The organism is Streptomyces sp. NPDC048106, assembly GCF_040706415.1.
Classification (GTDB): domain Bacteria; phylum Actinomycetota; class Actinomycetes; order Streptomycetales; family Streptomycetaceae; genus Streptomyces.
Map to the genome: position 1 here is coordinate 78,460 of NZ_JBEZND010000031.1, position 23,922 is coordinate 102,381.

General features: G+C 73.5%; 19 protein-coding genes and 1 pseudogene. 9 read left to right on the forward strand and 11 right to left on the reverse strand.

Annotation, left to right across the window (positions count from 1 at the left end):
- Positions 1-5 precede the first annotated feature (5 nt).
- The 5 genes from AB0927_RS27760 to AB0927_RS27780 form a co-directional block, all read right to left on the reverse strand.
- On the reverse strand, positions 6-3,359 hold the full coding sequence (locus tag AB0927_RS27760; RefSeq protein ID WP_366670460.1) for a CHAT domain-containing protein: 3,354 nt from the start codon (positions 3,357-3,359) through the stop codon (positions 6-8).
- 8 nt (positions 3,360-3,367) lie between these two features.
- Positions 3,368-3,835 carry a hypothetical protein gene (locus AB0927_RS27765; RefSeq protein ID WP_366670461.1) on the reverse strand — a complete coding sequence of 156 codons (468 nt, stop codon included), beginning with the start codon at positions 3,833-3,835 and terminating at the stop codon, positions 3,368-3,370.
- A gap of 125 nt (positions 3,836-3,960) precedes the next feature.
- Positions 3,961-5,610 carry a DEAD/DEAH box helicase gene (locus tag AB0927_RS27770; protein WP_366670462.1) on the reverse strand — a complete coding sequence of 550 codons (1,650 nt, stop codon included), beginning with the start codon at positions 5,608-5,610 and terminating at the stop codon, positions 3,961-3,963.
- Between the two features lie 240 nt (positions 5,611-5,850).
- Entirely contained in the window at positions 5,851-6,054 is a 204-nt protein-coding gene (locus tag AB0927_RS27775) for a cold-shock protein (protein ID WP_003969786.1), read from the reverse strand.
- A 232-nt stretch (positions 6,055-6,286) separates the two neighbouring features.
- Positions 6,287-6,625 (reverse strand): MerR family transcriptional regulator, encoded by a 339-nt coding sequence (locus tag AB0927_RS27780; protein WP_366670463.1) that lies wholly within the window; start codon positions 6,623-6,625, stop codon positions 6,287-6,289.
- Between the two features lie 438 nt (positions 6,626-7,063).
- On the opposite strand from AB0927_RS27780, the gene AB0927_RS27785 reads away from it, so the two are divergent.
- Positions 7,064-7,852, forward strand: coding sequence for a DNA-formamidopyrimidine glycosylase family protein (locus AB0927_RS27785; RefSeq protein ID WP_366670464.1), 789 nt, complete (start codon positions 7,064-7,066; stop codon positions 7,850-7,852).
- Positions 7,853-7,940: 88 nt separating this feature from the next.
- Here the strand turns inward: AB0927_RS27785 and AB0927_RS27790 are convergent, their stop codons facing one another.
- The gene (locus AB0927_RS27790) at positions 7,941-8,516 is read right to left on the reverse strand and encodes an NAD(P)H-dependent oxidoreductase (protein WP_366670465.1); all 576 of its coding nucleotides are present in this window, start codon (positions 8,514-8,516) and stop codon (positions 7,941-7,943) included.
- Between the two features lie 169 nt (positions 8,517-8,685).
- Between AB0927_RS27790 and AB0927_RS27795 the strand changes: the two genes are divergently transcribed.
- The 3 genes from AB0927_RS27795 (at position 8,686) to AB0927_RS27805 (ending at position 13,004) form a co-directional block, all read left to right on the forward strand.
- Positions 8,686-10,164 (forward strand): hypothetical protein, encoded by a 1,479-nt coding sequence (locus AB0927_RS27795; RefSeq protein ID WP_366670466.1) that lies wholly within the window; start codon positions 8,686-8,688, stop codon positions 10,162-10,164.
- A 147-nt stretch (positions 10,165-10,311) separates the two neighbouring features.
- Positions 10,312-11,631: an AAA family ATPase gene (locus AB0927_RS27800; protein ID WP_366670467.1), complete on the forward strand. Its 1,320-nt coding sequence runs from the start codon at positions 10,312-10,314 to the stop codon at positions 11,629-11,631.
- A complete protein-coding gene (locus AB0927_RS27805) occupies positions 11,628-13,004 on the forward strand; it encodes a VWA-like domain-containing protein (protein ID WP_366670468.1) in 1,377 nt (458 codons plus the stop codon). The genes AB0927_RS27800 and AB0927_RS27805 overlap by 4 nt, the downstream gene beginning before the upstream one ends.
- Positions 13,005-13,065: 61 nt before the next feature.
- Here the strand turns inward: AB0927_RS27805 and AB0927_RS27810 are convergent, their stop codons facing one another.
- Entirely contained in the window at positions 13,066-14,706 is a 1,641-nt protein-coding gene (locus AB0927_RS27810; RefSeq protein ID WP_366670469.1) for an LPXTG cell wall anchor domain-containing protein, read from the reverse strand.
- Positions 14,707-14,857: 151 nt separating this feature from the next.
- Between AB0927_RS27810 and AB0927_RS27815 the strand changes: the two are divergent.
- Positions 14,858-15,177 (forward strand): annotated as a pseudogene (locus AB0927_RS27815) (helix-turn-helix transcriptional regulator); the annotation flags it as partial.
- Between the two features lie 21 nt (positions 15,178-15,198).
- Here AB0927_RS27815 and AB0927_RS27820 read toward each other — a convergent pair.
- Positions 15,199-16,824: a hypothetical protein gene (locus AB0927_RS27820; protein ID WP_366670470.1), complete on the reverse strand. Its 1,626-nt coding sequence runs from the start codon at positions 16,822-16,824 to the stop codon at positions 15,199-15,201.
- Between the two features lie 750 nt (positions 16,825-17,574).
- Between AB0927_RS27820 and AB0927_RS27825 the strand changes: the two genes are divergently transcribed.
- Positions 17,575-18,330, forward strand: coding sequence for a hypothetical protein (locus AB0927_RS27825; protein ID WP_366670471.1), 756 nt, complete (start codon positions 17,575-17,577; stop codon positions 18,328-18,330).
- A 242-nt stretch (positions 18,331-18,572) separates the two neighbouring features.
- Positions 18,573-19,862 carry a hypothetical protein gene (locus tag AB0927_RS27830; RefSeq protein WP_366670472.1) on the forward strand — a complete coding sequence of 430 codons (1,290 nt, stop codon included), beginning with the start codon at positions 18,573-18,575 and terminating at the stop codon, positions 19,860-19,862.
- A gap of 76 nt (positions 19,863-19,938) precedes the next feature.
- On the opposite strand, the gene AB0927_RS27835 is transcribed toward AB0927_RS27830, so the two are convergent.
- The 3 genes from AB0927_RS27835 to AB0927_RS27845 form a co-directional block, all read right to left on the reverse strand.
- Entirely contained in the window at positions 19,939-21,126 is a 1,188-nt protein-coding gene (locus AB0927_RS27835; RefSeq protein WP_366670473.1) for a tachylectin-related carbohydrate-binding protein, read from the reverse strand.
- 146 nt (positions 21,127-21,272) lie between these two features.
- Positions 21,273-21,473, reverse strand: a complete 201-nt coding sequence (locus AB0927_RS27840) for a hypothetical protein (protein ID WP_366670474.1) — start codon at positions 21,471-21,473, stop codon at positions 21,273-21,275.
- Positions 21,474-21,641: 168 nt separating this feature from the next.
- On the reverse strand, positions 21,642-21,983 hold the full coding sequence (locus AB0927_RS27845; RefSeq protein WP_366670475.1) for a hypothetical protein: 342 nt from the start codon (positions 21,981-21,983) through the stop codon (positions 21,642-21,644).
- Positions 21,984-22,112: 129 nt separating this feature from the next.
- On the opposite strand from AB0927_RS27845, the gene AB0927_RS27850 reads away from it, so the two are divergent.
- Positions 22,113-23,108: a helix-turn-helix transcriptional regulator gene (locus AB0927_RS27850; protein ID WP_366670476.1), complete on the forward strand. Its 996-nt coding sequence runs from the start codon at positions 22,113-22,115 to the stop codon at positions 23,106-23,108.
- Positions 23,109-23,366: 258 nt separating this feature from the next.
- Complete coding sequence (locus AB0927_RS27855; RefSeq protein ID WP_366670477.1) at positions 23,367-23,885, forward strand: hypothetical protein; 519 nt, start codon at positions 23,367-23,369, stop codon at positions 23,883-23,885.
- Positions 23,886-23,922 lie beyond the last annotated feature (37 nt).

A 23,922-nucleotide genomic window follows, 5' to 3' on the forward strand; every position in this document is an offset into this window, starting at 1 on the left:
CCCGCTCACGCCCCCCACGCCGTGAACGCCGCCCAGTGCACGGGGGAGGCGAAGGGGCGCTCGTCCGGGTCCTGCTCGGGGCGGCCGTACTGCCCGGCCTGCGCCGCCAGATGCGGATGAGCCTCGGTGTAACGGCCGAGCTCGTCCCAGGTCAGCCGCCGCAGCCAGGTCCGCGCCCGGCGCAGCGCGGACACGGGCGGTTCGCCGGGCGTGCCGGGGGCGAGCAGCTCGTACAGGCGGGTCATCAGCAGCGCGGTCGCCAGGTCGTTCACCTGCCACAAGCTGGTGATCACACAGGCGGCCCCGGCCTGGAGGAAGCCGCCCGGCAACCCGCTGAACTCGTCGGGCGCGTCGATGATCTCGTACCGCCCGGACTGGCAGGCGCCGGCCACCACCAGCCGGCAGGACGGGAGCCGGCGTCGCACGAGCGTGGCCAGGTCCAGGGTGGCGTCCGCGAGCATCAACGAGGCGCCCTGTCCGACCAGTTCCGCGCTCCCGTGGCAGCTCAGGTGCAGGTACGACGCCTCGGCGAGGTGCTCCAGCAGCCACCCGACCGTGGCGTCGGACCCCACCGCGGCCGCCGTCTCGCCACCCGGCTCGAACAGCTTTCGGATCTCGGCGAGTTCACCGCGCGCACCGGGCAGCGAGCCGTCGGGATCCGACACGGCGACCAGGCGCGGCACAGGCGGCGCCGGTCGCGCGGCGGCCGCACGCGAGGCGGCGTACACACCGGCCGACGGGGTGAGCGTCAACCTGCCGATGTCGTCGAGGAGTTCATCGCCCGGTCCCACGGGCACCGCGTGCAACGGCACGTGCCCCAGCAGCCCGGTCGGTACGACGACCACCTCGTGCTCCGGATCCTCCGCCAGCAGCCCGGCGAGGGGGCGCAGCAGCGGAGCCAGCCCCCGCAACCGCTCCACGGCACGCGGCAGTTCACGACGCCGCTTGAGCGCACCGGCCTCCTGGACGAGGAACAGTCCCGCCTCGCGGGCCTCCAGGTCCAGCGCCAGGAGCCGGACGATCGAGGTGCTGGTCACCTCGGGCACGAGGACGGTGCGCACGCCGGCCCCCGGATCCCGCGGGATCACGAGGACGCAGCTTCCCCAGGGCGAGTTCACCAGATAGGCGAGCGGCGTCCCGCCGGCGGACCGGACGACGTCCGCCACCTCGGTCGTCCGCAGAAACCCCGCGAACCCGGGGATCGCCCGGATCTCCTCGACCACCGCCCGCATACCCCGCTCGGCCGCGGCCTGCGCCCCCACCGAGCCCCCGCCCCCACCCGCGTCACCGGAGTCGGCATCCATCCCCGCGACCACCACCCGATACCGCTCCCGCGCCTCCCGGTACCGGCGGGCCATCAGCGGATCGACGCGCTCCAGCGCCTCCAGGTCCACCGTGTCCCGCCCGGTCACCACCGACAACTCCCGGGCGAGGCCCCGCTCGATCGCCGAGACCGCGCGTTCCGGACGCCCCGCGCGGGCCAGCAGGAAGGCGGCCTGGCGGACGGTTCCGCGCGTCGTCAGGAGCACGCTGCGGCGAGCGGCGGCGGTGACCTGCGCGTCGTAGAGCGCGTGCACGGCGGTCAGCATGTCCGCCGCCACGTCGGCCGCGCCCGCCCAGTCCCCGGCGCCGGTGAGCGCGTCGACCGTCTCCCGGGCGATGGACAGATGCAGGAAGGGAGAGACGCGCGGCGGTACGGCGGTCAGGGCGGCGCGCCGCAGCCGGGCGCCCTCGGCGCTCCCCGGACCGTCGAGCAGATCGACGGTGCGGGCCAGCAGCCAGGTGGCGCGGCCGGTGTCGAGGAGCCCCGGGTGCGCGGCGGCGAAGGCGACGACGGCGGTCGCCGCGGCACGGGCGCCGCGCGGGTCGGCCGGGTCGCGCTCGGGGGAGAGCAGCAGGTCGGCCAGGTTGCACTGGAGCTGTGACCACAGGACCGGATCGTCGTCCGGGCGCAGTCGGCCGAGGGCGTCCCGGTAGCACTGCTCGGCCTGCCGCAGGTCGTCGGGACCGCCGCGTCGGAAGAGGAGGACTCCGAGGTCGAGCAGGGAGAAGGACCAGTCGACGCGGTCGCGCCGGGGGGAGCGTTCGGCCAGGCCGGCCCGGATGTGCGCGATGCCGAGGGTGAGGTCGTCGGGGCCGCCGCCCGGGCGCCGGCCGAGCAGCAGCCCGTAGTTGGTCTGCAGCCGGGCCCAGAACTCGCGGTGGGTGCGCCGGTCCACCGTGGCTGCGGCGCGGGCGAGCAGGTCGCGGGCGGACTCCCAGCGTTCGACGCGGTCGCCGTCGTCGCGGAAGTCCTGGGTGGCGGCGAGGTTGGCGGCGACCTCGGCCCACTGGAGGGAGCCCTCCGGCAGCCGGTGCAGGGCGAGCCGGAGCACGTGTTCCGCTTCGGCGGGGTCGGCCGGGCGCGCCGTGTACAGGGTGTCGAGGAGCAACGCGCCGAGCCTCGCGGCGAGTTCGGTCTCCAGGTCCGTCTCGCCGGTCTGTCCGGCGAGTTCGAGGGCCTCCCGCGCCAGCGGGATGATCTCGGGGCCCGCCGCGGCCCTGACCTGGTCGTACATCGCGTGCAGCCGGGTCCGCAGCCCCTGCCCGAAGGCGGCCAGCGACGCCGCGTACCGCTCGATGGCCGTGCCCGGGGGCGTACGGCCGCCGCACAGATCCTCCAGCAACCGCTGCCGCAGCCGCAGCGGAGCCTCCAGCGGGGTGCCGACGGCCTCGCGCAGCTCCGCCGCCGCCGCGTCGCGCACCTGGGTGCCGTCGGTGAGCCGGGGGTGCGCCCGCACCAGGTCGGCGAGCCGGTCCGGCGTGGTCACGGTGACGGCGTACAGCAGCTCCCCGACTCCGGTGTCCGCCCGCTCGCCGGCCACGTTCCGCAGGAAGATCCGGTAGTTGTCCACCGTGGGCGGCCCGTACGGCGTCAACTCCCGGCAGGCCGCCTCGGGATCGGCCAGGTCCCGTTCGACGTCACGGCTCAGCGCGAACGGCAGCAGCCGACGCGGCAGCACGACCACGTTCCCGCCGAACCGCCCTTGGGCGAAGGCCCCGGCGAGCCGTGCCTCCTCCACCAGGGCGGTGGCGCTCGCCGTGGCGTCCCGCTGGAGCTCCGCGACGGAGGTGGCGAACAGCGACGGTACGACCGCCCCGGCGCGCAGCACCAGCACCGGCGCCTCGATGTGCGCCCGGGTGCCGCAGCCGGGACAGTCCACCCAGCACAGCCCGCTTCCGAACCCGTCCGGCCCGTCCGGGCTTTCGAGGACGTCGCCGCGCTCGCGGCTGTCCACGATGCGCCACACCGGCTCCTGGCACGGCCGCTCGCACCGCTCGCAGCGCCACGCGTACGGCGTCCGCGCGGAGATGGCCACCGTCGGCCTTACTTGCTGTCGGTGAGATGGGACAGCAACGTCGCCAGCACCCGCACGAGCGCCGCGTCCTTCAACGCCCGCTTGTGCACGGTCACACTCCACTGCCCCCGCGGGTCCCGCTTGACCATCACCTCGGTCTGCAACAGCGTGAGGGCCAGCACTCCCACGGCGACGACGGTCACGGGGCCGAGTCGGTCCGTCGGCGAGCGCACGTATTCCACGGCCTCTCTCACCACGCCGTCCCCCTGGAGGGCGACGTACTCCAACGCCGCCCGCGCGACGTCCCCTTCTCCCGCACCGCCGCCCGGTTCGAGCCCCGCGGCCTTCAGGGCGTCCGGCAACTCGCCTTCGGCCGGGCCGAGTTCGCGGGCCGTGGACAGCAACCCCCGGTCCTCCACCAGCACCGTCAGCGCCCGAACGGCCTCCGCGTCGGAGAGCGCACGAATATCCCGTACCAACTCATCTCGCTGCGACATGCCCCAAGTCTGCCCTGCCAGGGGGCGCGGCGGGCCGGGTACGAACGACTCGTCACCCCGGACGCACGCGGCCGGTACGAGCGAAGGCTCGTACCGGCCGCGAGGGACGTATCTGTGTGTCGGGGTTACGGGTTGGTCCTCTGGGCGGTCCGCCGGGCCTGACCCCCGACGCGTCCGGCGCCACCACGACCGGCGCCACCCTGACCGCTGCCGCCACGACCGGCGGCAGCCCCCTGGCCGCCCTTGGCCCGGCCCGCGCCCTGCCCGTTCGCTCCGCCACGTGCGGCACTCTGCCCACTGGCGCCGCCACGGCCGGCCCCCTGGGCGCCCGCGCCACCGCGACCGGCACCCTGGCCGCCGCGGCCCCGGCCCCTGCGTCGACGTCCGCCGGATCCCTCGCCCGCTTCCCGTCGCTCCTCGACCGGTGGCGCGAGGACCACCGGTATGCCGGAGGGCGTCCGGGCGCCGGTGATGCGCTGGAGTTCGGTCTCGCCGGGGCTCACCCGCGCGCTGAGCGGGGTGATGGCGGCGTCGGCCATCAGCCGTTCCATCGAACGCCGCTGGTGCGGCAGCACGAGGGTGACGACGGTGCCGGACTCACCCGCGCGGGCGGTACGGCCGCCGCGGTGCAGGTAGTCCTTGTGGTCGGCGGGCGGGTCGACGTTCACGACGAGGTCGAGGCCCTCGACGTGGATCCCGCGCGCGGCGACGTTGGTCGCCACCAGGGCCGTGACCTGGCCGTTCTTGAACTGGGCCAGCGTCCGGTCGCGCTGCGGCTGGGTCTTGCCGCCGTGCAGGGCCCCGGCGCGCACGCCGACGGACAGCAGGTGCTTGGCCAGCCGGTCCACCGCGTGCTTGGTGTCCAGGAACATGATCACGCGCCCGTCGCGGGCGGCGATCTCGGTCGCGGCGGTGTGCTTCTCGGTGTCCCGCACGTGCAGCAGGTGGTGCTCCATCGTGGTGACCGCCCCGGCGGACGGGTCGACCGAGTGCACGACGGGGTCGTGCAGGTAGCGCCGCACCAGCAGGTCGATGTTGCGGTCCAGGGTGGCCGAGAACAGCAGCCGCTGCCCACGGGCCGGTACCTGGTCGAGCAGCGCGGTCACCTGGGGCATGAACCCCATGTCGGCCATCTGGTCGGCCTCGTCCAGGACGGTGACGGCGACATGGTCGAGGCGGCAGGCGCCCCGATCGATCAGGTCCTTGAGGCGGCCGGGCGTCGCGACGACGACCTCCACGCCACCGCGCAGCGCACTGGTCTGGCGGCCGATCGACACGCCGCCCACCACGGTGGCGAACCGCATGTTCAGGGCGCGGGCGTACGGCGCGAGCGAGTCGGTGACCTGCTGGGCCAGCTCCCGGGTCGGCACGAGGACCAGGGCGAGCGGCTCCCGGGGCTGGGCCCGCTGTCCCTCCAGCCGGGCCAGCACCGGCAGGCCGAAGGCGAGCGTCTTGCCCGAGCCGGTACGGCCCCGGCCCAGGACGTCCCGGCCCGCGAGCGCGTTCGGCAGGGTGGCCGCCTGGATGGGGAAGGGCTCGGTCATGCCCTCGTTGACGAGCGCGGTCAGCAGGCGCTCGGGCATGTCCAGTTCGGCGAACGCCTCGACCGCGGGCAGCGGCTCGGTGAGGGTGACCGGCAGGGCGAACTCCTGCCGGCGCGCGGCGGGCCGGGCGCTCTGGCCGGTCTTGCGCCCGGTGCCCGGACGGGGCCGCGCGGTCCTGCGGGCGGAGCGTAGGTCAGCGGACGTGCCGCCGGTACGACGGGTGCGGTTCATGGGGGGAACCCTCCTCGATGCGGCGTATCGAGGAATTCCGTCCGGCGGTGCCGACCGCGTGAGGATTCGCAAGAATGAGCCGAAGAAACGGTGAAGAGCCGGGCCTCTCTCGGCGCTGGAGACGTCCAGGAAAATGCGAGGGTCCGGAAAAAGACAATGAGCTGGGGCCCGCACCCCGAGAGCGCGGGCCCCAGCCTCATGATGTGCGAGCCGACGGGCTCGCGACGCTGCGCGTCAGAGTCAGGCGGGAACGATGTTCTCGGCCTGCGGGCCCTTCTGGCCCTGCGTGACGTCGAAGCTGACCTTCTGGCCTTCCTGAAGCTCACGGAAGCCGGAGGTGGCGATGTTCGAGTAGTGGGCGAACACGTCAGCGCCGCCACCGTCCTGCTCGATGAAGCCGAAGCCCTTTTCCGAGTTGAACCACTTCACGGTGCCAGTTGCCATGTTGAATCTCCCTTTGGGGGACAGTGCCGGACTTCGCACTCTACGAAGCCGAGTCGCCGCTGTGATCACCCCTCCGGAAAGATCCGGAAAGCTCTGCAAAGAAAAATTCTCTGGCAACCAAAACTGCAACGCCTATCACGCTAACACACGTCGCTTGGCGGCGCCCATGCGATTTTCCGGCCGCCCGGCCGATTCTCACCCCGACGCGCTACGGAATTCTGCACCGGCGGAGCTAGATATCCCGGTCGCGCTCCTCCAGCTTCCGGTGCATCTCCCGGTTCAGCCGGCGGGCGTCCTCCAGCTGGTCCTCCAGGGAGACGATGCGGCACGCGGCCTCGACCGGAGTGCCCTGGTCGACCAGCTCACGGGCGCGCGCGGCGATGCGGAGCTGGCGGCGGGAGTACCGGCGGTGGCCGCCCTCCGAACGCAGCGGCGTGATCAGGCCGGTCCCGCCCACGGCCCGCAGGAAGGCCGGGGTGATACCGAGGGCGGCGGCGGCCCGCCCCATCGTGTAGGCGGGGTAATCGTCGTCGTCGAGATTGCCGGCGCCAGGGGCGTTCTCAGCGGGCATGTCACCTTCGTTCCGGGGGCTGCGGCGAGGAGTCCGGCGCTCGCGTCCGCGGATCCGGCGCCGTCCGCCTCGTACGACCACATTAGTGCCGCCGGGGACGGACATGTGTCCCGGCCGTGACAGATTTCCGCGCGCGCGTGTCGGGGGGACGTGCGGCCTCACTCGGGAGCCCCGGCCGGCGGATCCGCTCTTCTGCCCTACACCGTCTTCTGTGACGTCGACGAGACCCTGACCGTGGGACGCGGTCGGGGCGGCGCCTCGGGCGCCGGGGCGAGCGGCGGACTGGCGACAGGCTGATGCCTCACCGCGGTGGTCCCGGCGGCGGGGAAGGCATAGTCGAGGGGGTGAGCGGGGCCGGTCCGCGCCCACCGGACCGGCCCGGACCGAAGGAGGCTGCCATGGACCTCGGTGTCCCGGCCGGGCGTGCGGGTGTCCGGCGTGCCTGAGCTGCCGGACGTCGAGGGATTCCGCCGGGTGTTCCAGTCCTGCGCCCGGGGCCGGGTCGTACGCCGGGTCGACGTGCGTGACCCGGGCGTCCTGCACGGGGTCGGCGCGCGCGGGCTGCGCGACGCGCTGGAGGGGCGGCGGTTCGCCGAGCCGGAGCGGCACGGCAAGTGGCTGCTCGCCCGCACCGACGGCCCCACCGTCCTGCTGCACTTCGGCATGACCGGCCTCCTGGCGCCCGCCGAACCCGGCGACGCGGTCCAGGCCCATGACCGGGTCCTGTTCACCCTGGACGACGGCCGCCAGCTGCGCTACCGCGACCAGCGCAAACTCCGGGGCCTGTGGCTGGCCCACGACGAATCCGACGTCGGCCGGCTGCTCGCGCGCCAGGGCCCCGACGCGCTGACGGTGACCCGCGACGACTTCGAGGCGGCCCTCTCGGCCCGGCGCGGCCGGCTCAAGACCACCCTCACCGACCAGTCCGTCCTCGCCGGCCTCGGCAACCTGCTCGCCGACGAGATCCTGTGGCGCGCCGGGCTGCGCCCCGACCGCCGGGCCCGCGAGCTGAGCCGGCCGGAACTCCGCCGCCTGTACACGCGGATGCGCCGCACCCTCCGCTCCGCGGTCACCGCCGGCCGCGTCCCGCCCCGCGCCTCCTGGCTCACCGGCCACCGCGACGACCCGGACCCGGTGTGCCCGCGCTGCGGGACGCGCCTGCGCCGGACCCGGATGGGGGGCCGGGGGACGGTGTGGTGCCCGGAGTGTCAGCGGGACGGGGACTGAGCCGCTCCCGCGCGTCCCCGGGCCGCGGGGACGACGTACACCGGGACGACGTACGCCGGCTCGCGGGCGGTGGCTCCCGAGGGCGGGATCACTCGTCCGGGAACCGGACCGGCCGGGCCTCCCGGGCGAAGAACGTCTTGGCCCGCACGAGTGCCCGCTCGTCGTCGAGCACCTGCCCCGGCCGGGTGCCGTTGCCGAGCAGCACGCCGCCGAAGTTCATCCCCATGTAGGCGGCGGTGTGGTGCAGGGTGAGCTCCAGCGGCCGGGCCAGGACCTCTTCGCGGTGCGCCATCGCCGTCACGCCCCACAGGCCGCGCCCCGCCATCTCCGCCTTGAAATCACGGTCCGGGGTGGCCAGCCACTTCGACCAGTAGTCGAGGTAGCGCTTGGCGTACGACGACAGGGAGTACCAGTACAGCGGGGAGACGATCACGATGTCGGTGGCCGCGAGCGTCGCCTGCCGCAGCGTCTCCTCGTGCTCCTGCTCCGGCCAGGGCTCCTCGGCGTGCCGTGCGTCGACGTAGTCGGGCAGCCGCAGCCGCGCCAGATCCAGCCAGTGCTGCCCGGTCTCCTCCGGCAACTGCTCGGCCGCGGCACGGGCCAGCCGCTCGCTGTTGCCGCCCGGCCGGGCGCTGGCAAGAAGGAAGAGGAACGAACGGTCCACGCGAGCTCCCGTGTCGGTGCGGCTGGGTACGGCGGTGCAACCTCGCGTGGCGCCACGGTATTTCCGGCCAACGGGCACTGACAGATGGCCAACGCGTGCTTATGATGCTCGCGATGAAGAACTTCACCTTGTACGGATTGGGGGAATCGTTCGCTCAGGGTGAGTGCTGATGGCACCTCACGTCGCGAACGACATTCCGCCCCACCTGCTGATGTGGCAGCGCGTGCGCGAGTACGCCGTGCCACCGTCCATGATCGAGACCGCGACCGCACGCCGTGTGGCCGGCGACTGGGCGGGGGCCTGCGCCGCCGCCCGGATCGACGTCGATCTCGATCTGCGCGCCGTGCGCGACCGCCACGGCACCGATCTCGTCACCCGTCTCCGCGCGGATCTGCGCCGGCTCGCACCCGATCTGCTGCGCTGGCACATGCCCCGGATCGCCCCCGACGGACGCCTCCGGCCCGGCCTCACCCTCTCCCTCGCGGATTACGGACGTCACGGCGCCCCGCCCGTGCGGTTGGTGGTGCGCACGCCGCCGGCGCAGGCGGACGCCGGGCAGCGGATGTCCCTCGCCCTGTGGGAGGGATCAGCGAACGGCGCCCCCGGACACCATCCGCACCCGCACCCCGACCGGCGCTTCCGGCTCGACCTGCACCGGCACCTCTGGGACGCCGGGCGCAGCGGCGAACTGGCGCGGCGGTGCGCTCCGGCCGGGGCACGGTCCACGCCGCCGCCCGGCCTGTCCGGCACGGAGGACGGGCCCCAGCGGCTCACCGGCCACGACTCCACCTGGGCGGTGGCGAGTTGGGCCGCCGAGGCGGAGCTGCTCCTGCGGGCCGAGGGCCGGCCGCGCGGCGCCTTCACCGTACGGCTCGGTGCGCGCGACCGCGCCGTACTCGAACTCGTCGCCCCCGACGACAGCCACGTCCCGGCGGTCCGGCCGCTGCGGGACCCCCTGCCGCCGCAGGAGACCGCCGCGCTCCCGGTGCTCCCGGAGGCCGCGGCCCGGCTCCTTCCCGATCTGGAGCTGCTGCGCTCCGGGCTGGTCACGGCCGGGCGGCTGCATCCGCTGGTCGCGGCGGCACTGGCGACGGCCGACCCGGACCTGGTGGCCGCGGGCCCGGCACCGGCGGCCGGTCCCGACCCCGGGCTCCGCGATCCGCACCGCGTGGAGTGCCGGGGTGTGATCCACCGGATCGCTCTGCGGGACGGGGTGCTCACGGCGGTCGACCACGACCCCGCCGAACTGCGCCGCGAGGAACTGCTCGTGGCGCTCGGCGGTCCGGCGCTGCCGTGCCTGCGGGCGATCGACGCGGTGCACCGCGAACCGGAGGCGCTGCCCGCGGTACGGGAGCGGCTCCGCCACGGTGACGTCGCCGGAGCGCTGGCCGTGGTCGAGGGGCTGCTCGGTCCCGCCGCGGTCCTGCGCGACGGACCACTGCGCGAGGAGCTGGAGTCGGCGGCCGCCCGCCGCGTCGACCACGGGCTCTTCCGCTCGGGGCTGGTCGCCGTGCACCCCGCCGCCGGGGGCGCCTCGCGAACCGGGCCAGCGGCGGCGGACCACCGCCCACGGCTCGACCGTCACACGCCCGTCGTGCTGCGCCGCAAGCGAAGCAGCCGGACCCGACCGCGCATCGGTCTGAGCTGACCTGCGCCCATCTGACCTGCCCAGGTCAGGCATGCCCTGACCTGACCTGACCTGCCCTGACCTGCCCTGACTCGGCGCGCCCCGCGCCCCGCGCCTCTCCGCCTTCGGACGGCCGTACCCGTCCCCCATCCCACCCAGGTGATGCCCATGACCTCCAGCACCCTCATCCCCACCAGCGCCCCTGCGGCCGATCCCCAACTGGCCGTCGCGGACGACCTCTTGACCCTGCTGCGGACGACCACCACCGAACCCCGTCCCGATGAACAGCTCGAAGCCCTCACCCTGGCCGTCGCGGCCGACCTGCCCGTGCTGCTCTGGGGCGAGCCGGGCATCGGCAAGACCGCGGCCCTGACACAGCTCGCCGCCTCCCTCGACCTGCCGCTGACCACCGTGATCGCCAGCGTCCACGAGCCGTCCGACTTCTCCGGGCTGCCCATCGTGGGCGACGACCCCGCGGTGCGGGGCGTGCCGATGGCGCCGCCGCAGTGGGCCGTTGAGCTGGTACGGGCCGGTCGAGGACTGCTTTTCCTGGACGAACTCTCCACCGCCACCCCGGCCGTCCAGGCCGCGCTGCTCCGGGTCGTCCTGGAGCGCAGGGTCGGCGCGCTCCAACTGCCGCCCGGGGTACGGATCGTCGCCGCGGCCAATCCGCGCGCGTCGGCGGCGGACGGGTGGGAGCTGAGCCCGCCGCTGGCCAACCGGTTCGTGCATCTGCACTGGGTGCACGACCGGGACGTGGTGGTGCGCGGCCTCGGCGGGGTCTGGCCCCGGGCGGAGCTGCCCCGGCTGGCGCCGGAGCGGCTGGCCGAGGCGGTGGCGTTCGCCCGGCGCGCGGTGTGCGGCTTCCTGGAGGCCAGGCCGACGCTGATCCACCGGCTGCCGAGCACCGAGACGCGGCGCGGCGGCGCCTGGCCCTCGCCCCGTAGCTGGGAGGCCGCGCTGACCCTGCTGGCCTTCGGCACGGCGGCCGCCGTCTCCCCGGAGGTGCTGGCGCTGCTGGTGCGGGGCGCGGTGGGGGACGGGCCGGGGTTCGAACTCCTCGCCCACCTGGACCGGATGGACCTCCCGGACCCCGAATCGCTGCTCGCGGACCCGGCCTCCGCCGAGCTGCCGGAGCGGGGCGATCTGCGCCAGGCGGCGCTGGAGGCGGTGGTGGCCGCCGTCGGCGCCCGGCCGCGGCGGGAGCGGTGGGAGGCGGGCTGGGCGGTGCTGGTCCGCGCGCTGGAGACCGGCGCCCCGGACCTGCTGGTCGCCCCGGCGACGGCGCTGGCCGCGCTGCGGCGCGACGACTGGGAGGTGCCGGCGGCGGTGGAACGGCTGGCCGCGGTGGTCGGCCTCGCCCGGCGGGCGGACCGGTCGGTGGAACTGGCCACGTCGCCCACCCCGAAGACCTCGCCCACCCTGGACACTCCGCCCCGGCCGGCCCAGCGCGCCACCCTCGGCCGGGCGACGGGAATCCGCCGATGAGGAGGGAACCCGCCGGCCGCCCGCTGCCGCGCCCGATGCCCCCGCCCCCGCCCCCGCCGCCGCGCCCGGTGCGGGCCACCGTCCCGGGGCCCCCGGCCACCTGCGGCGAACCCGCCGTGGGGCCCGGACTCCCGCTGGACATGGAGAAGTTGCTCGCCGCCCGGCTCCATGCGGTGAAGGTCCGCCCCTACCTGGCCGCCGCCCTCTTCGCGCTGCACGTGGTGGAGGACCGGTCGGTGCCGACGATGGCGGTGGACGCGTACTGGCGCTGCTACGTCTCGCCCGGCTTCGTGGCCCGCACCCCGGTGGAGGAACTGGCGGGCGTCTGGGTGCACGAGGTCTCCCACCTGCTCCGGGACCACCACGGGCGGAGCGAGCGGTACGCGCGCGAACACGAGGAGCCCGCAGGGGGCGAGCGGGGCGCGGCGGCCGACGGCCGGGAGAGGCTGCGGCAGAACATCGCCGCCGACTTCGAGATCAACGACGACATCTACGGCGACGGTCTGCCCAGGCCGGCCGGGGCGGTCCTGCCGTCCCTGCTGCGGCTGCCCGCCGGGCTGCTGATGGAGGAGTACCTGCGGACGGCGACGATGTCCGGGCTCACCGGGGACCTGGCCTGGCTGGACTGCGGCAGCGGCGCCGACGGCCGGCCCCGGCCGTGGGAGCTGGGGCCCGACGGGGCGTACGGGCTGAGCAGGCGGCAGCGGGACGCGGTCCGCTTCCGGGTCGCTGAGGGGATCAAGGGCCGGCCGGGCGACGCGCCCGAGGGGTGGCGGCGGTGGGCGGACGAGGCGTTCCATCCGCCGCAGCCGTGGCGGCAGTTGCTCGGCGCGGCGGTCCGCGCGGCGGCCGGCGCGCCGGGGGCGGGCGAGAACCACAGCTACCGGCGGCCGTCCCGCCGCTCGGCCGGTCTCCCCGGCGTCCTGCTGCCGAGCCTGCGCCGCACACCGCCCCGGGTCTGCGTCGTGATCGACACCTCCGGTTCGGTGAGCGACGCCGAGCTGGGCAGCGCGCTGCTGGAGGTGGCCGCGATCTCCCGGGCGGTGGGCGGGCGGCGCGACCTGGTCTCGGTGATCTCCTGTGACGCGGCGGCCGGGATCGCCGTACCGCTCTGCCGTGCCGAGAACATCCCGCTGGTCGGCGGCGGGGGCACGGATCTGCGCTCCGGTTTCGCGCGGGCGCTGCGCTCCCGGCCCCGCCCCGACGTGATCGTCGCCCTGACCGACGGCCAGACACCGTGGCCCTCCGCGCAGCCGCCCTGCCGCACCGTCGTCGGCCTCTTCCCCCGCCCGGCCCGCCCCGTCAACGAGGAGGACCCCGACTACGTCCCGGACGCCCCGCCGTCCTGGGCACGCGTCGTCACCATCGGCTGAGGGGTCGACTGAGGAGCCTGCTGAGGACCCGGCCGAGGGAGCCGCCCGGCGGCCCGGTGGCTCAGCCCTGCCGGCGGCGGCGGAAACCGAGGAACAGCGCCCCGCCGAGCAGCACGGCCACCACCGAAGCCCCGGCCGCCAGCGGCACCACGCCGCTGGTCCCGGTGTCGGCCATGGACCCGTGCCCGGTGCCGCCCGTCGCCGTGCCGCCGCCGGTGCCCGCGCCGTTGCCGTCGCCGCCACCCGCGGACGTGCCGCCCGTCGCCGTACCGCCCGAGCCGTCGCCCTTGCCGCCGGTGCCGCCCGTGCCCGTGCCCGTGCCCGGGGCCTGGATGGTGATCGCCGCGGTGTTGTCGCCCTTGTCGGGGTCGGTCGGCAGCGACGACACCGTGATCCGGCCCGGCTTCAGCTCGGCCGGACGCACGACGCGCAGGTCGAAGGTCCAGGTCGTGTACTGGCCGGGGTCGATCCAGAGGTCCTTGGTGTCCTGGAAGCAGAGGTAGTGGTCGAGGGCGCCGTTCTTCGTGAACTTGACGCAGGACTCGGGGGTGCTGACCGCCTCGGTGCCGGCCGGGAGGTAGACGCGGGTCTCGAACGGCGGGTCCTCGCCCGGCTCGCTGCCCGTCCAGGCGTCCATGCCGGCGGGACCCTTGTTGCGCACACCGACCGTGGCCCGCACCTGGTCCCCGGCCTTCTTCTGCCGCACGGTGGTCCCCACGGCCTGGATGTCCGCGGTGTTGTCGACGCGGACCGTGGTGGTCGCCGAGCCGCCCCGCGGCTCGGTCGTGGGCGCGGAGGCCGGGCGCGGCGTCAGCTTCAACTCGCCGCCGGTACCGCGGTGATGGGGTTCGTCTCCCCAGGGGACGTCCTTGGCCCCGTACGACACGCTGAGGCTGCCGCTGAGCACGGCGGTGTCGGCCTTCACCGATCCCAGGTCCAGGTCGTACGAGCCGTTGACGTCCACCCGGCCCTTGACGTCGCAGACGGCCCGGCCGCCGCCGTGCGTGGCATCGCCCCTGAGGCCGTACTCGCAGTTGCCGAATTCCTGGCCGGGCACCAGGTCGCTGTAGCGCATGACGACGTACGTGTCGTCCAGCGGAGTGGCACCGTAGTTCGTGAATCCGCTCGTCACCTTCATGGCGGCCCCCGGCTTCACCGTGTCGCCGCCGGGAGTGCGCTCCAGCCGGTCGGTGACCAGGCCCGCGTCGGGGACCGTCACCTTGACCGTCCGGGACGCGAGCTGGACCCCGTGCGACTCCACGGTCATGCGGATCTCGCCCGAGGCCCCGACCAGCGCGCCCTTCGCGCGCCGCAGGGGGAGCTGGTACGTGTCGCCGAGAGACGCGATCCGGCCCCGCTGGCAGACCAGGACGCGGTCCGCCTTCGTCCGGCAATCCGCCGATGTCCGCAGATCGGCGATGCCCGCGAGTGAGGTGGTGTCGACGGTCAGCGTGTAGGAGTCGACCACGGTCGTCCCCTGGTTCAGCACAGTGACCTCCAGGTCACTGCCGTTGGACTGGTACGGATAGGCGCTCAGGGCCGTCGCGCTGCCCAGCACGACCTTGGTGCCGGCCGGGCCCGGCGCCGCCGTCGCCGAGCCGGCCGACGCCCCCGCCAGCGCCGTCACCACACCGATCACGCCCGCCCCCACGCGCGCCCACCTCATGCCGGCGGCTCCGGCGCGAACCGGAATCGAACTCATGCGCACTCCCTCTGCGGTCCAGGCCCCCGGAAAACCTCCCGAAGCCACCCGCGTCGACCGGCAACGGCGCCGGAAGGTTGTATGGACCGCGGGCGAACGGGAGGGGACCGGGGCGGAGCCCGAGGCGCGCTCGGGGGTGCGAGCGCGGAGTTCCGCCGCCGGCGCGGTGCTGCTGACCGGACAGGGCACGTTCACCGCCCCGGGCGCGCTCTTCGAGACCACCTGGGAGTCCGCCCAGCCCCTCGGCCAGGTCGTCCCGGTCGACGCGCACGGCCTCACCGGCCAGCAGGCCACCGCGCTGCGCCTGCTCTCCGAGGGCCACACCGCGAGGCCATCGCCAAGCGCCTCGGCGTGTCCCACCGCACCGCCCGCCGCAGCGCCTCCGAACCGATGGACCGCCTCGGCGCCCGCAGCCGCTTCGAGGCCGGCGTCCGCGCCGTCCAGCAACGCCGGCTGCCGGCCCACCCCTGAGCAGTGGCGCGGGCGGGTCGTTCAGCCGTGCCTGCGGCTGCGGAGGCCGAAGATCAGCGCGCCGCCGACGAGGACGGCCAGGGCCGCGCCCGCGGCCGCCAGCGGCACCAGGGGGCTCGTACCGGTGTCGGCCATGGACCCGTGCGCGCCGCCGCCCGTGCCCTTGCCGTCACCCGTGGAACCGCCGGAGCCCGCCGTACCGCCCGAGCCGGTGCCGGTGCCGGTGCCACCGGTACCGCTGGTGCCCGGGGCCTGGACGGTGATCGCCGCGGTGTTGTTGCCCGCGTCGGGATCGCTGCCCAGCACGCTCACCTCGATGCTGCCCGGCTTCAGCGCGGCCGGATCGACGACGCGCAGGTCGAAGGTCCAGGCCCGGTACTGGCCGGGGGCGATCCAGTAGTCGGTCTCGCCGTAGAAGCAGGCGTAGGAGACGGCTCCGTTCTTGGCGGTCTCCTTGCGGCAGTTCACGGGGGTGGCGACCGCCTCCGTCCCGGCCGGGAGGTGGACATGGATCGAGAACGGCGGGTCCTCGCCCGGTTCACTGCCGAGCCAGGCCCTTATTCCGGCGGGGCCCTTGTTGCGCACGCCGACCGTGGCCTTCACCAGGTCCCCGGCCTTCTCCTGCCGCACGGTGGCCCCCACGGCCTGGATGTCCACGGTGTTCTCGATGGCGACCCCGAAGCCCATCTCGACGTCGGTCGGCGTGGCCGGGGGCGCGTCGGCCGGGCGCGGGGCCAGCTTCAGTTCGGGGCCGTTGCCGGGGTGGTGGGACTGGCCGTCCCCCCACCGGAACTGCGTGCCGTTGTACGAGATGCTGAAGCCACCGCTGAGTACGGCGGTGCCCGCCGTCATGGAGCCCAGGTCCAGGTCGTACGAACCGTTGACGTCGATCGGCCCCTTGACCACGCAGCGGGCCATCCTGCTGTCCGGTGCCGGGTCACCGTTGGTGCCGTACTCGCAGTTGCTGAACTCCGTCGTCGGCGTCAGGCCGTTGTAGTGCATGAGGACGACCGTGCTGTCCGGTGCCGCGGCACCGTAGTTCGTGAATCCGGCCTTGGCACTGATGGTGGTGCCCGGCTTCACCGCCTTGCTGTCGGGAGTGCGCACCAGCCGGTCGGCGACCAGGCCCACGTCGGGGACGGTCACCTTGATCGCCCGCGTCGCGAGCTGGACACCTTTCGACTCCACGGACATGCGGATCTCGCCCGAGCCCCCGGCCAACGCGCCCTTCGCGCGCCGCACGTCGAGCACGAACTGGTCCTTCCCCCCGTTGAGCGGGGTCGCGCTGCTCTTCGGGCAGACCAGGACATGATCCGACTTCTCGGGGCACGAAGCCGCCTCAAGCGTCACATCGGCGACACCCTTGAGCGAGGTGCTGTCGAGGGTGAGCGTGTAGGGGCCGGCCTTGGTCGTCCCCTTGTCGGTCACATAGACGAACAGCGGACCGCCGAGGGGCGCGCGCGGATACGGATACGCCTCCGCGCTCGCCGGGCCGTCCAGTACGACATCGACGCCGGCCGGGACCGGCGCCGCCACCGCGGCTCCGGCCGGCGCCGCCGCCAGGGCCATCGCCACACCGAGGACGCCCAGAGCCAGTCGCGCTCCCCTCCCGCCTGCGGTTCCGGCGCGAACCGGGATTGATCTCATGCGAACTCCTCCGACTGTCCGGCTTCCGGGAACCCCCGGAAGCCACCCGCCATGACCCCGAACGCAGCCGGAAAGTTGTACGGGCGCCGAGCGAACAGGCGGGACTGGCAGGGAAGTTCGGGCGCAACAGCCCGTCGCCACGGCGCTCATGACGCACGCGATGAGGAGCTGGGCGGGAGCGGCAGCTCGACGAGGTCTACGGCTCTTCGGGTGCCCCCCATCGGCGGGGGCGTAAACGGCGCAACGTGGTGGAACGGTGCTTCAGCCGCTTGAAGCAGCGGCGCGGCATCGCGACCCTGGTGCGGACGTGGTACGCAACCCGCCCGCTGGTCCGGGCAACAGAGAACCCCCGAGTCCACGACCTGGGGGTTTCTCATGGAGCGGGTGACGAGAATCGAACTCGCGCTCTCAGCTTGGGAAGCGACGGCGCTTGGAGGGGTTCCGTGGGCCCTGACCAGCGCAGATACCTGGTCCTTGAGGCGGTCGCGTGGGCCGGATCGCACCGCTGCTGGTCGACCGGCAACGGCGCCGGAAGGTTGTATGGACCGCGGGCGACGGGAGGGGGACCGGGCCGGAGTCCAAGGGCGCCCTCGGGGGTGCGAGCGCGGCGACGGTACCCGTCGAACGAGGTTCACGTTGCCCGGATACGGCAAGGACCGGTGGCCGCCGACTGCCGGTCGGGCTCCTTATCCGCTTGATCGCGGGGGGCGGAGACTGGCCCCCGGCCGAGGAACGGCAGGGAGGCGAGCGATGACCACGACGGGAAGCCGTGCCGTCCGGGGAGCGGACGCACCGCCCCCACCGAGGGCCGCCCGCGGCCTGCTGGCGGGCGCGGCGCTGATCGTCCTGTCCCTGGCCGCCGCACTGGCCTGCTCACTCGTCTTCACTGCCTGGCTGCCCGGCGACCGCGCCCGGTACCGGGAGTACGAGGCGGCCGAGGCGTGCCCCGCCCGCACGGTGGTGCCGAGGTCGGAGGACTGCCTGCGGAAGGTCGCCTTCACCGTCGAGAGCACCCGGAACACCCCCAAGAACCTGCGGGCGACCCTGCTCGGTCCGGAACCCTTCCCGAGGACGGTCGTGCCGTTCGGCGACTCCGGTCCGGTGCTCGGCGAGCTGCACCGCGGGGACCGGGTCACCGGCACCGTGTGGCGCGGCATCGTCGTGGAGGTCGCCGCGGGCGACGCCCGGCAGAGTTCCTCCGACGCGCCTCGTGACGAGCCCCAGATGGCGGCCGCGATCGGCACGTTCGCGGGGCTGCTGGCGGCGCTGGCGCTGGTGTTCGGCACGGTGCGGCTGGCCCGGCCGCGTGACCCCGGCCTGTTCACCTGGCGCCCGTACGGCAAGTGGCTGCTCGTCGTCACGGGAGCCGGCTGCGCCGTCGTGGGCCTGACCACGGTGTGGACGGGGCTGCCGTGGCCGCTCGTACCCACGGTCTGCGCGGCGGTCGTCACCGTCACGGCGTGGTTCCTGCACCGGGACCTGCGACGCGGCCGGGCGGGCCGGTAGCACGGCCACGAGGCATCGCCCGACTCCGCCCCTGCCCTGGACGAACACCCCGTCAGGACGCAACCGGCCAGGGACCCTTGCGGCCACCCGAACTCTCTTCCGGCACCCCTGACCTGCGGCGAAAGTAGTTCCTGCCACCGGGCGCCACACCCGCGAACAACCCTCACAGCTGCACCTGCAGGGCAGCTGTCCGGGCCAGGGACGTGCGTTCGCCCTTCGACTTCCGTGCCGCAGGAGAGACCATGAAGCTGAGAAACGCCGTTCGCCGTACGTCCGCCGCGCTCGCCGTCGGCGCGATGTCCCTGGGACTGGTCACCGTCGTCGGCGGGTCCGCGCACGCCGTCGCCTCGTGCACCGGTGACGTGTCGGTCTACGGCACGCTGGCGGACGGCCGGCTGACGTACACGCAGATCGAGCCGAACACCGGCGACCGCCTGAAGACGCTCATCGGCCCGAACCTCGGGTTCACGCCGAAGGCGATGGCCACGCTCAACTTCAACACCATCCTGGTCACGTCGACCACGGGCGACCTCTACCGCGTCGACGTCAAGACCAACGACAGCTCCCTGGGGCTCGCCGGGGTCGTCAAGATCTGGGACGGCGGCTGGACCTTCGACAAGATGGTCTACGACGGCGCCGGCCACCTCTACGGCACGGTCGACGGGCAGCTCCACCAGTACGTGGTGTCGGAGGACAAGCCCTCCGGACCGGCCCACATCGGCCAGCACGTCGTGATCGACACGGGCTTCGTCCTCAAGACGCTGGCCGCCGCGGGCGACGACCGCATCATCGCCTCCACCTCGGACGGGCGCCTGCTCAGCTACAAGATCAATGGCGTGGGCGACTGGGACCGCGCGGTGCTGAAGGCGAGCGGCTGGTCGGGGGTCGACTCGCTGTCCTCGCCGGGCGGCGGCCTCTATTACGGCCGTACCAACGGCGGCATGTACTGGTACCACGACGCCGACCCGACCGACGGAGACGGCTCCGACATCGCCTACCACTCGGACGACCCGGTCGACGCCTCCGGCTGGACGCAGACCCTGCTGTCGGCCTACGCGAACAACTGCGCCTACGTGCCGGCGGCGCCCCCGAAGTCCGTGCAGGGCGGCACGATCTACCGCAGCGAGGTCATGGCCCGCGCCAAGGACTGGTACACCCGCAACGTCCAGTACAGCCAGTCCGCCTACGCCACCGACGTCGACGGCGACCACTCCTACCGCACCGACTGCTCCGGCTTCGTCTCCATGGCCTGGCACCTCACCTCGTCCCTGACGACGCAGACCCTGCCCGGCGCGGGCACGCAGATATCCAAGGCCGACCTCAGGCCCGGCGACGCGCTGGACTCCAGCAGCGAGGGGCACGCGGTCCTCTTCGCGGGCTGGAAGGACCAGGACGCGGGCACCTTCTACTACTACTCCGAGGGCAGCACCGCCTCGGACATGAACTACTCGTCCGCGAACGTCTACAGCGGCACCATCGACAGCCACGCGGCCTCGTCCTACATCGCCCTGCGCTACGACAAGATCGCCTGACGCCCCCCGGCCCATGACGGAAGGGCGGCGCCCCCTCTCCGGAGGAGGCGCCGCCCTTCCGTCATGCCCGCCGGGATCAGTACCAGTTGTTGGCCTGCCAGAAGGTCCACGCACCGCACGGGGAGCCGTAGCGGCCGTCGATGTAGCTCAGACCCCATCTGATCTGGGTCAGCGGGTTCTCGTGCCAGTCGTCGCCCGCGACGTCCATCTTGGAGGCGGGCAGCGCCTGCGGGATGCCGTACGCGCCGGAGGACGGGTTCGTGGCGTTCCAGCGCCAGCCGCTCTCGTGGTCCCAGAGGGTCTCCAGGCAGGCCCACTGGGTGCTGTTGGCCCAGGCCGCGTCCTCCTCGCCCATCAACTGCCGCCCGGCGGCCTTGACTTCGGTGATGCTGTCACGGTCGACCGCGTCCACCGAGGTCGTGCAGGTGTACGTCGCGGGCTGCGCGGACAGCAGCTTCTGCGTCCAGCCGCTGGTGTTGACCGGGTCGTCGAGGTGGTACGTGATGTCCGCGCCGGAACCGTCCGTCGGGTCGGCGTCCTTGTACCAGTACATGGCCCCGGTGGCGAGCCGCCCGTAGTACAGCCCGCTGCCCGGGGAGACGAGCTGGTTGAACCCCGACCAGCCGGAGGACTTCAGGGCGCTGCTCTTCCAGGAGTCGGCGCCCGCGATGGTGTAGTCGAGCAGCCGCCCGTCCTCGGTCGTGGCGCCGAGCCGGTCGTCGCCGGTGGCGGTGAGGGTCTTCAGCACGAACCCGGTGCCGATCTCGGTGCGCGCGCCGATGTGCTGGGAGCCGGCCGGCTTGTCCTCGGTGACGTTGTAGCGCAGCAGCAGGCCCGAGGTGGTCGTGCCGTAGAGGTGGCCGTGACCGTCGTAGGTCAGCTTGTCGTGGGTCCAGCCGCTGTCGACGATCTTCACCGGTGGGTTCAGCAGGGCGAGGCTGGTGTTGTTGGTCTTGATGTCGACGCGGTAGAGGGCGCCGGACGTCGACGTCACCAGCACCGTGTTGAAGTTGAGGGTCGCCATGGCCTGCGGCTCGAAGCCGAGGTCCGGTCCGACGAGGACCTTGGCGAGGTCGCCGGTGGCCGGGTTGATCTGGCTGAACGTGATCCTGCCGTCGGCGAGTACGCCGTAGATGTTGACGCCGCCCGAGCAGGTGGTGGCCGCGTCGGCGGTGGGCGCGGCCACGGTGAGCAGTCCGGTGCTCAGGACGGCGGCGGTCAGCAGGCCGGCGGTACCGCGGCCGTTGATGCGGAGTTTCTTCACTTCTGGTTCCCCCGAGGGCAGTTGAGGTAGGGCAGGGCAGGGAAGGGCAGGTCAGAGCAGGGCAGAGCAGGGCAGGCGTGGGATGCGATGCGGGCGTCGGCTGCGGGACTCGTGCGGGACGTCGCCGTCAGGGGCCGGCGGGTGGCCTACTGCCAGCCGGCGTCGGCCGGGGCGGCCGGCTGACCGGCGTCGTCCGGCGTGACCTGCCAGCCGGCGTCCGAGGCGAGGACGGAGGAGGACGCGGCGGCGTCCGTCCCTCGGGCCGAGGCGACGGCCGGGGCGGCGAGCGCGGCGGCGACGACGAGGGAGGCGACCGCGGCGGCCTTGGCGATACGGGTGCGAGGCATGGCTGTGCGTTCCTTCCGGGACGGAGTGCGGGAGCCGGCCCGCTGTCGCGTCCCGCGGTGACGCGCGCCCTGGCCGGTGATCACCAGGTTCGTCGCCGTCCGGGCCCGTGAGAAGGGTTCCCCGGTGGACGGAAAGGGCCTTGGACCGATACGTCCACGCCGGCCGCGTCAGTCCACCGGCTGTGCCTCGTCGAACGCCAGGGGTATCAGCGGCACCCCGGCACCGGTCAAGTGCGCCGCCGCCAACTCCGGTACGGAGCACAGCAGTCTGCCGCAGACGCGGACGGCCCGTTCCTCGGCCTCCTCCAGCCTGTCGGCGAGCAGATAGAAGCCCAGGGTGAGCCGGGTGGCCGAGCGGGGATGCGCGGCGAGGTGCTCGACCCGGTCGCCGGGGACGAGGGACGAGCGCACCAACTCACCGACGTCCGTGGGCAGACGGCCGCCGGGAGGAAGTTCCAGTTGCGCGTGGACGAGATACACACGCACCAGCGTCTCAACTGATGGCGTCACCAAGTCCACGTTGTGAATGGCCAGTTGTGTCCCTGGCCCGTTCCGGCCTCGCCCTGTGACGAACGTCGCCATTCTGCGAAGATTCAAGGCTGGACAAGGGATGTTGTGCGCAGAAACGGGGGGACGCACGTGCTGACCGCACTCGGACTCGACTCCGTCGCGGAGACGGTGTACCGCGCCATGCTCGGATATCCGGCCGCCGGTGTCGCGGACCTCGCCGGCATCGTGGGGGTGACTGAGGAGGAGGTGCGCGCCGCCCTCGACACCCTCAGCGAGCTGACGCTGGCGCGCTCCGCCGCCGGGGACGCGGGGCGGCTGCGGGCGGTCTCGCCGGACATCGGCATGGAGATCCTGATGGCCCGGCAGCAGGCCCAGCTCGCGGCGCAGCAGCAGCGCCTGGAGGCCTCCCGGGCGGCCGCGGCCCAGCTCATCTCGGAGTACGCCGAGCTGCGCCCGGCCACCAGTCACCCCGGCGTGGAGCAGTTGGTGGGGCTCGACCAGATCCGTGACCGGCTGGCCCTGCTCACCCGCGAGGTGCGCGAGGAGTTCCTGACCTTCGCCCCGGGCGGGCCGCAGACCACGGAGAACATGGCCGCCTCCCGGCCGCTCAACCAGGATCTGCTCGGTCGCGGGGTGCGGATGCGCACGATCTACCTGGACAGCGTGCGCGTCAACCGGCCCACGGTCGAGCACGCCAACTGGCTGGCCAGGCTGGGCGGTCAGGTCCGCACGGTGCCGTCGCTGCCCACGCGGATGATCCTGATGGACCGGCGGACCGCCATGATCTCCGTCAGCAGCGACGACACCGCCGCCGGCGCGGTGCTGCTGACCGGACAGGGCACGCTCACCGCCCTGGGCGCGCTCTTCGAGACCACCTGGGAGGCCGCCCAGCCCCTCGGCCAGGTCGTCCCGGTCGACGCGCACGGCCTCACCGGCCAGCAGGCCACCGCGCTGCGCCTGCTCGCCGAGGGCCACACCGACGAGGCCATAGCCAAGCGCCTCGGCGTGTCCCACCGCACCGCCCGCCGCATCGCCTCCGAACTGATGGACCGCCTCGGCGCCCGCAGCCGCTTCGAGGCGGGCGTCCGCGCCGTCCAGCAACGCTGGCTCCCGGCCCACCCCTGAGCAGTGACGCGGGCGGGTCGTTCAGCCGTGCCTGCGGCGGCGGAGGCCGAAGAACAGCGCGCCGCCGACGAGGACGGACAGGGCCACGGTGAGTGAACGGGAAAATCTGCAGGGCGAGTTGGGGCGCGGCAGTGCGTCGCCGCAGCGCTCAGGACGCACGCGATGAGGACCTGGCCGGGGAGCCGGTGACACCGGGGCGTCGCGGCCCGATCCGTCCAGTAGGATCGCGGATCGCATCGGCGCGCGAGGGGGATCGCAGTGATTGTTCCGAAGAGCACCACCACGTCAGTGGCGGGCTTGGTCGAGGTCTTCCTGGTGCCGTCCCTGACGGTGGCCTTCGTCCGCGCGGGCCTCGGACTGGGCTGGGCGATGTTCTCCGCGGTGCTGACCCTCACCGTGCTGTGGTTCGCCGTGTGGTTGCTGGCCAAAACGCGCGCCACGGGGTCCCCACTCAAGATCATCCAGAAATCGGCCCTGCTCAACGGGGCATTCACCGTCTTCGCGCCGTTCATCCCGATGGCCCACTGGCTGAACCACGACGTGGGCCTGTCGAAACCGTTGTCCGGATTCCTCACCCTCCTGACTTTCGTGGTGACCGGCTTCGTCCTCCTGGTGGTCTCGGCCCTGGTGCCCCGAAAGGGCGAGAAGACAGAGACTCCGGCGCCGGCGAAGACCCCGCAAGAAGAGGCCCCGCGCTTCACGAACTCGGACGACCTGTTCCAGGACCTCACGACGTTCTTCAGCGACCAGAAGCGCGGCGACGCGGCCCCGAAGTAGCTTGGAAGGGGCGCCGTTATGGGGAACACCCGTGCGT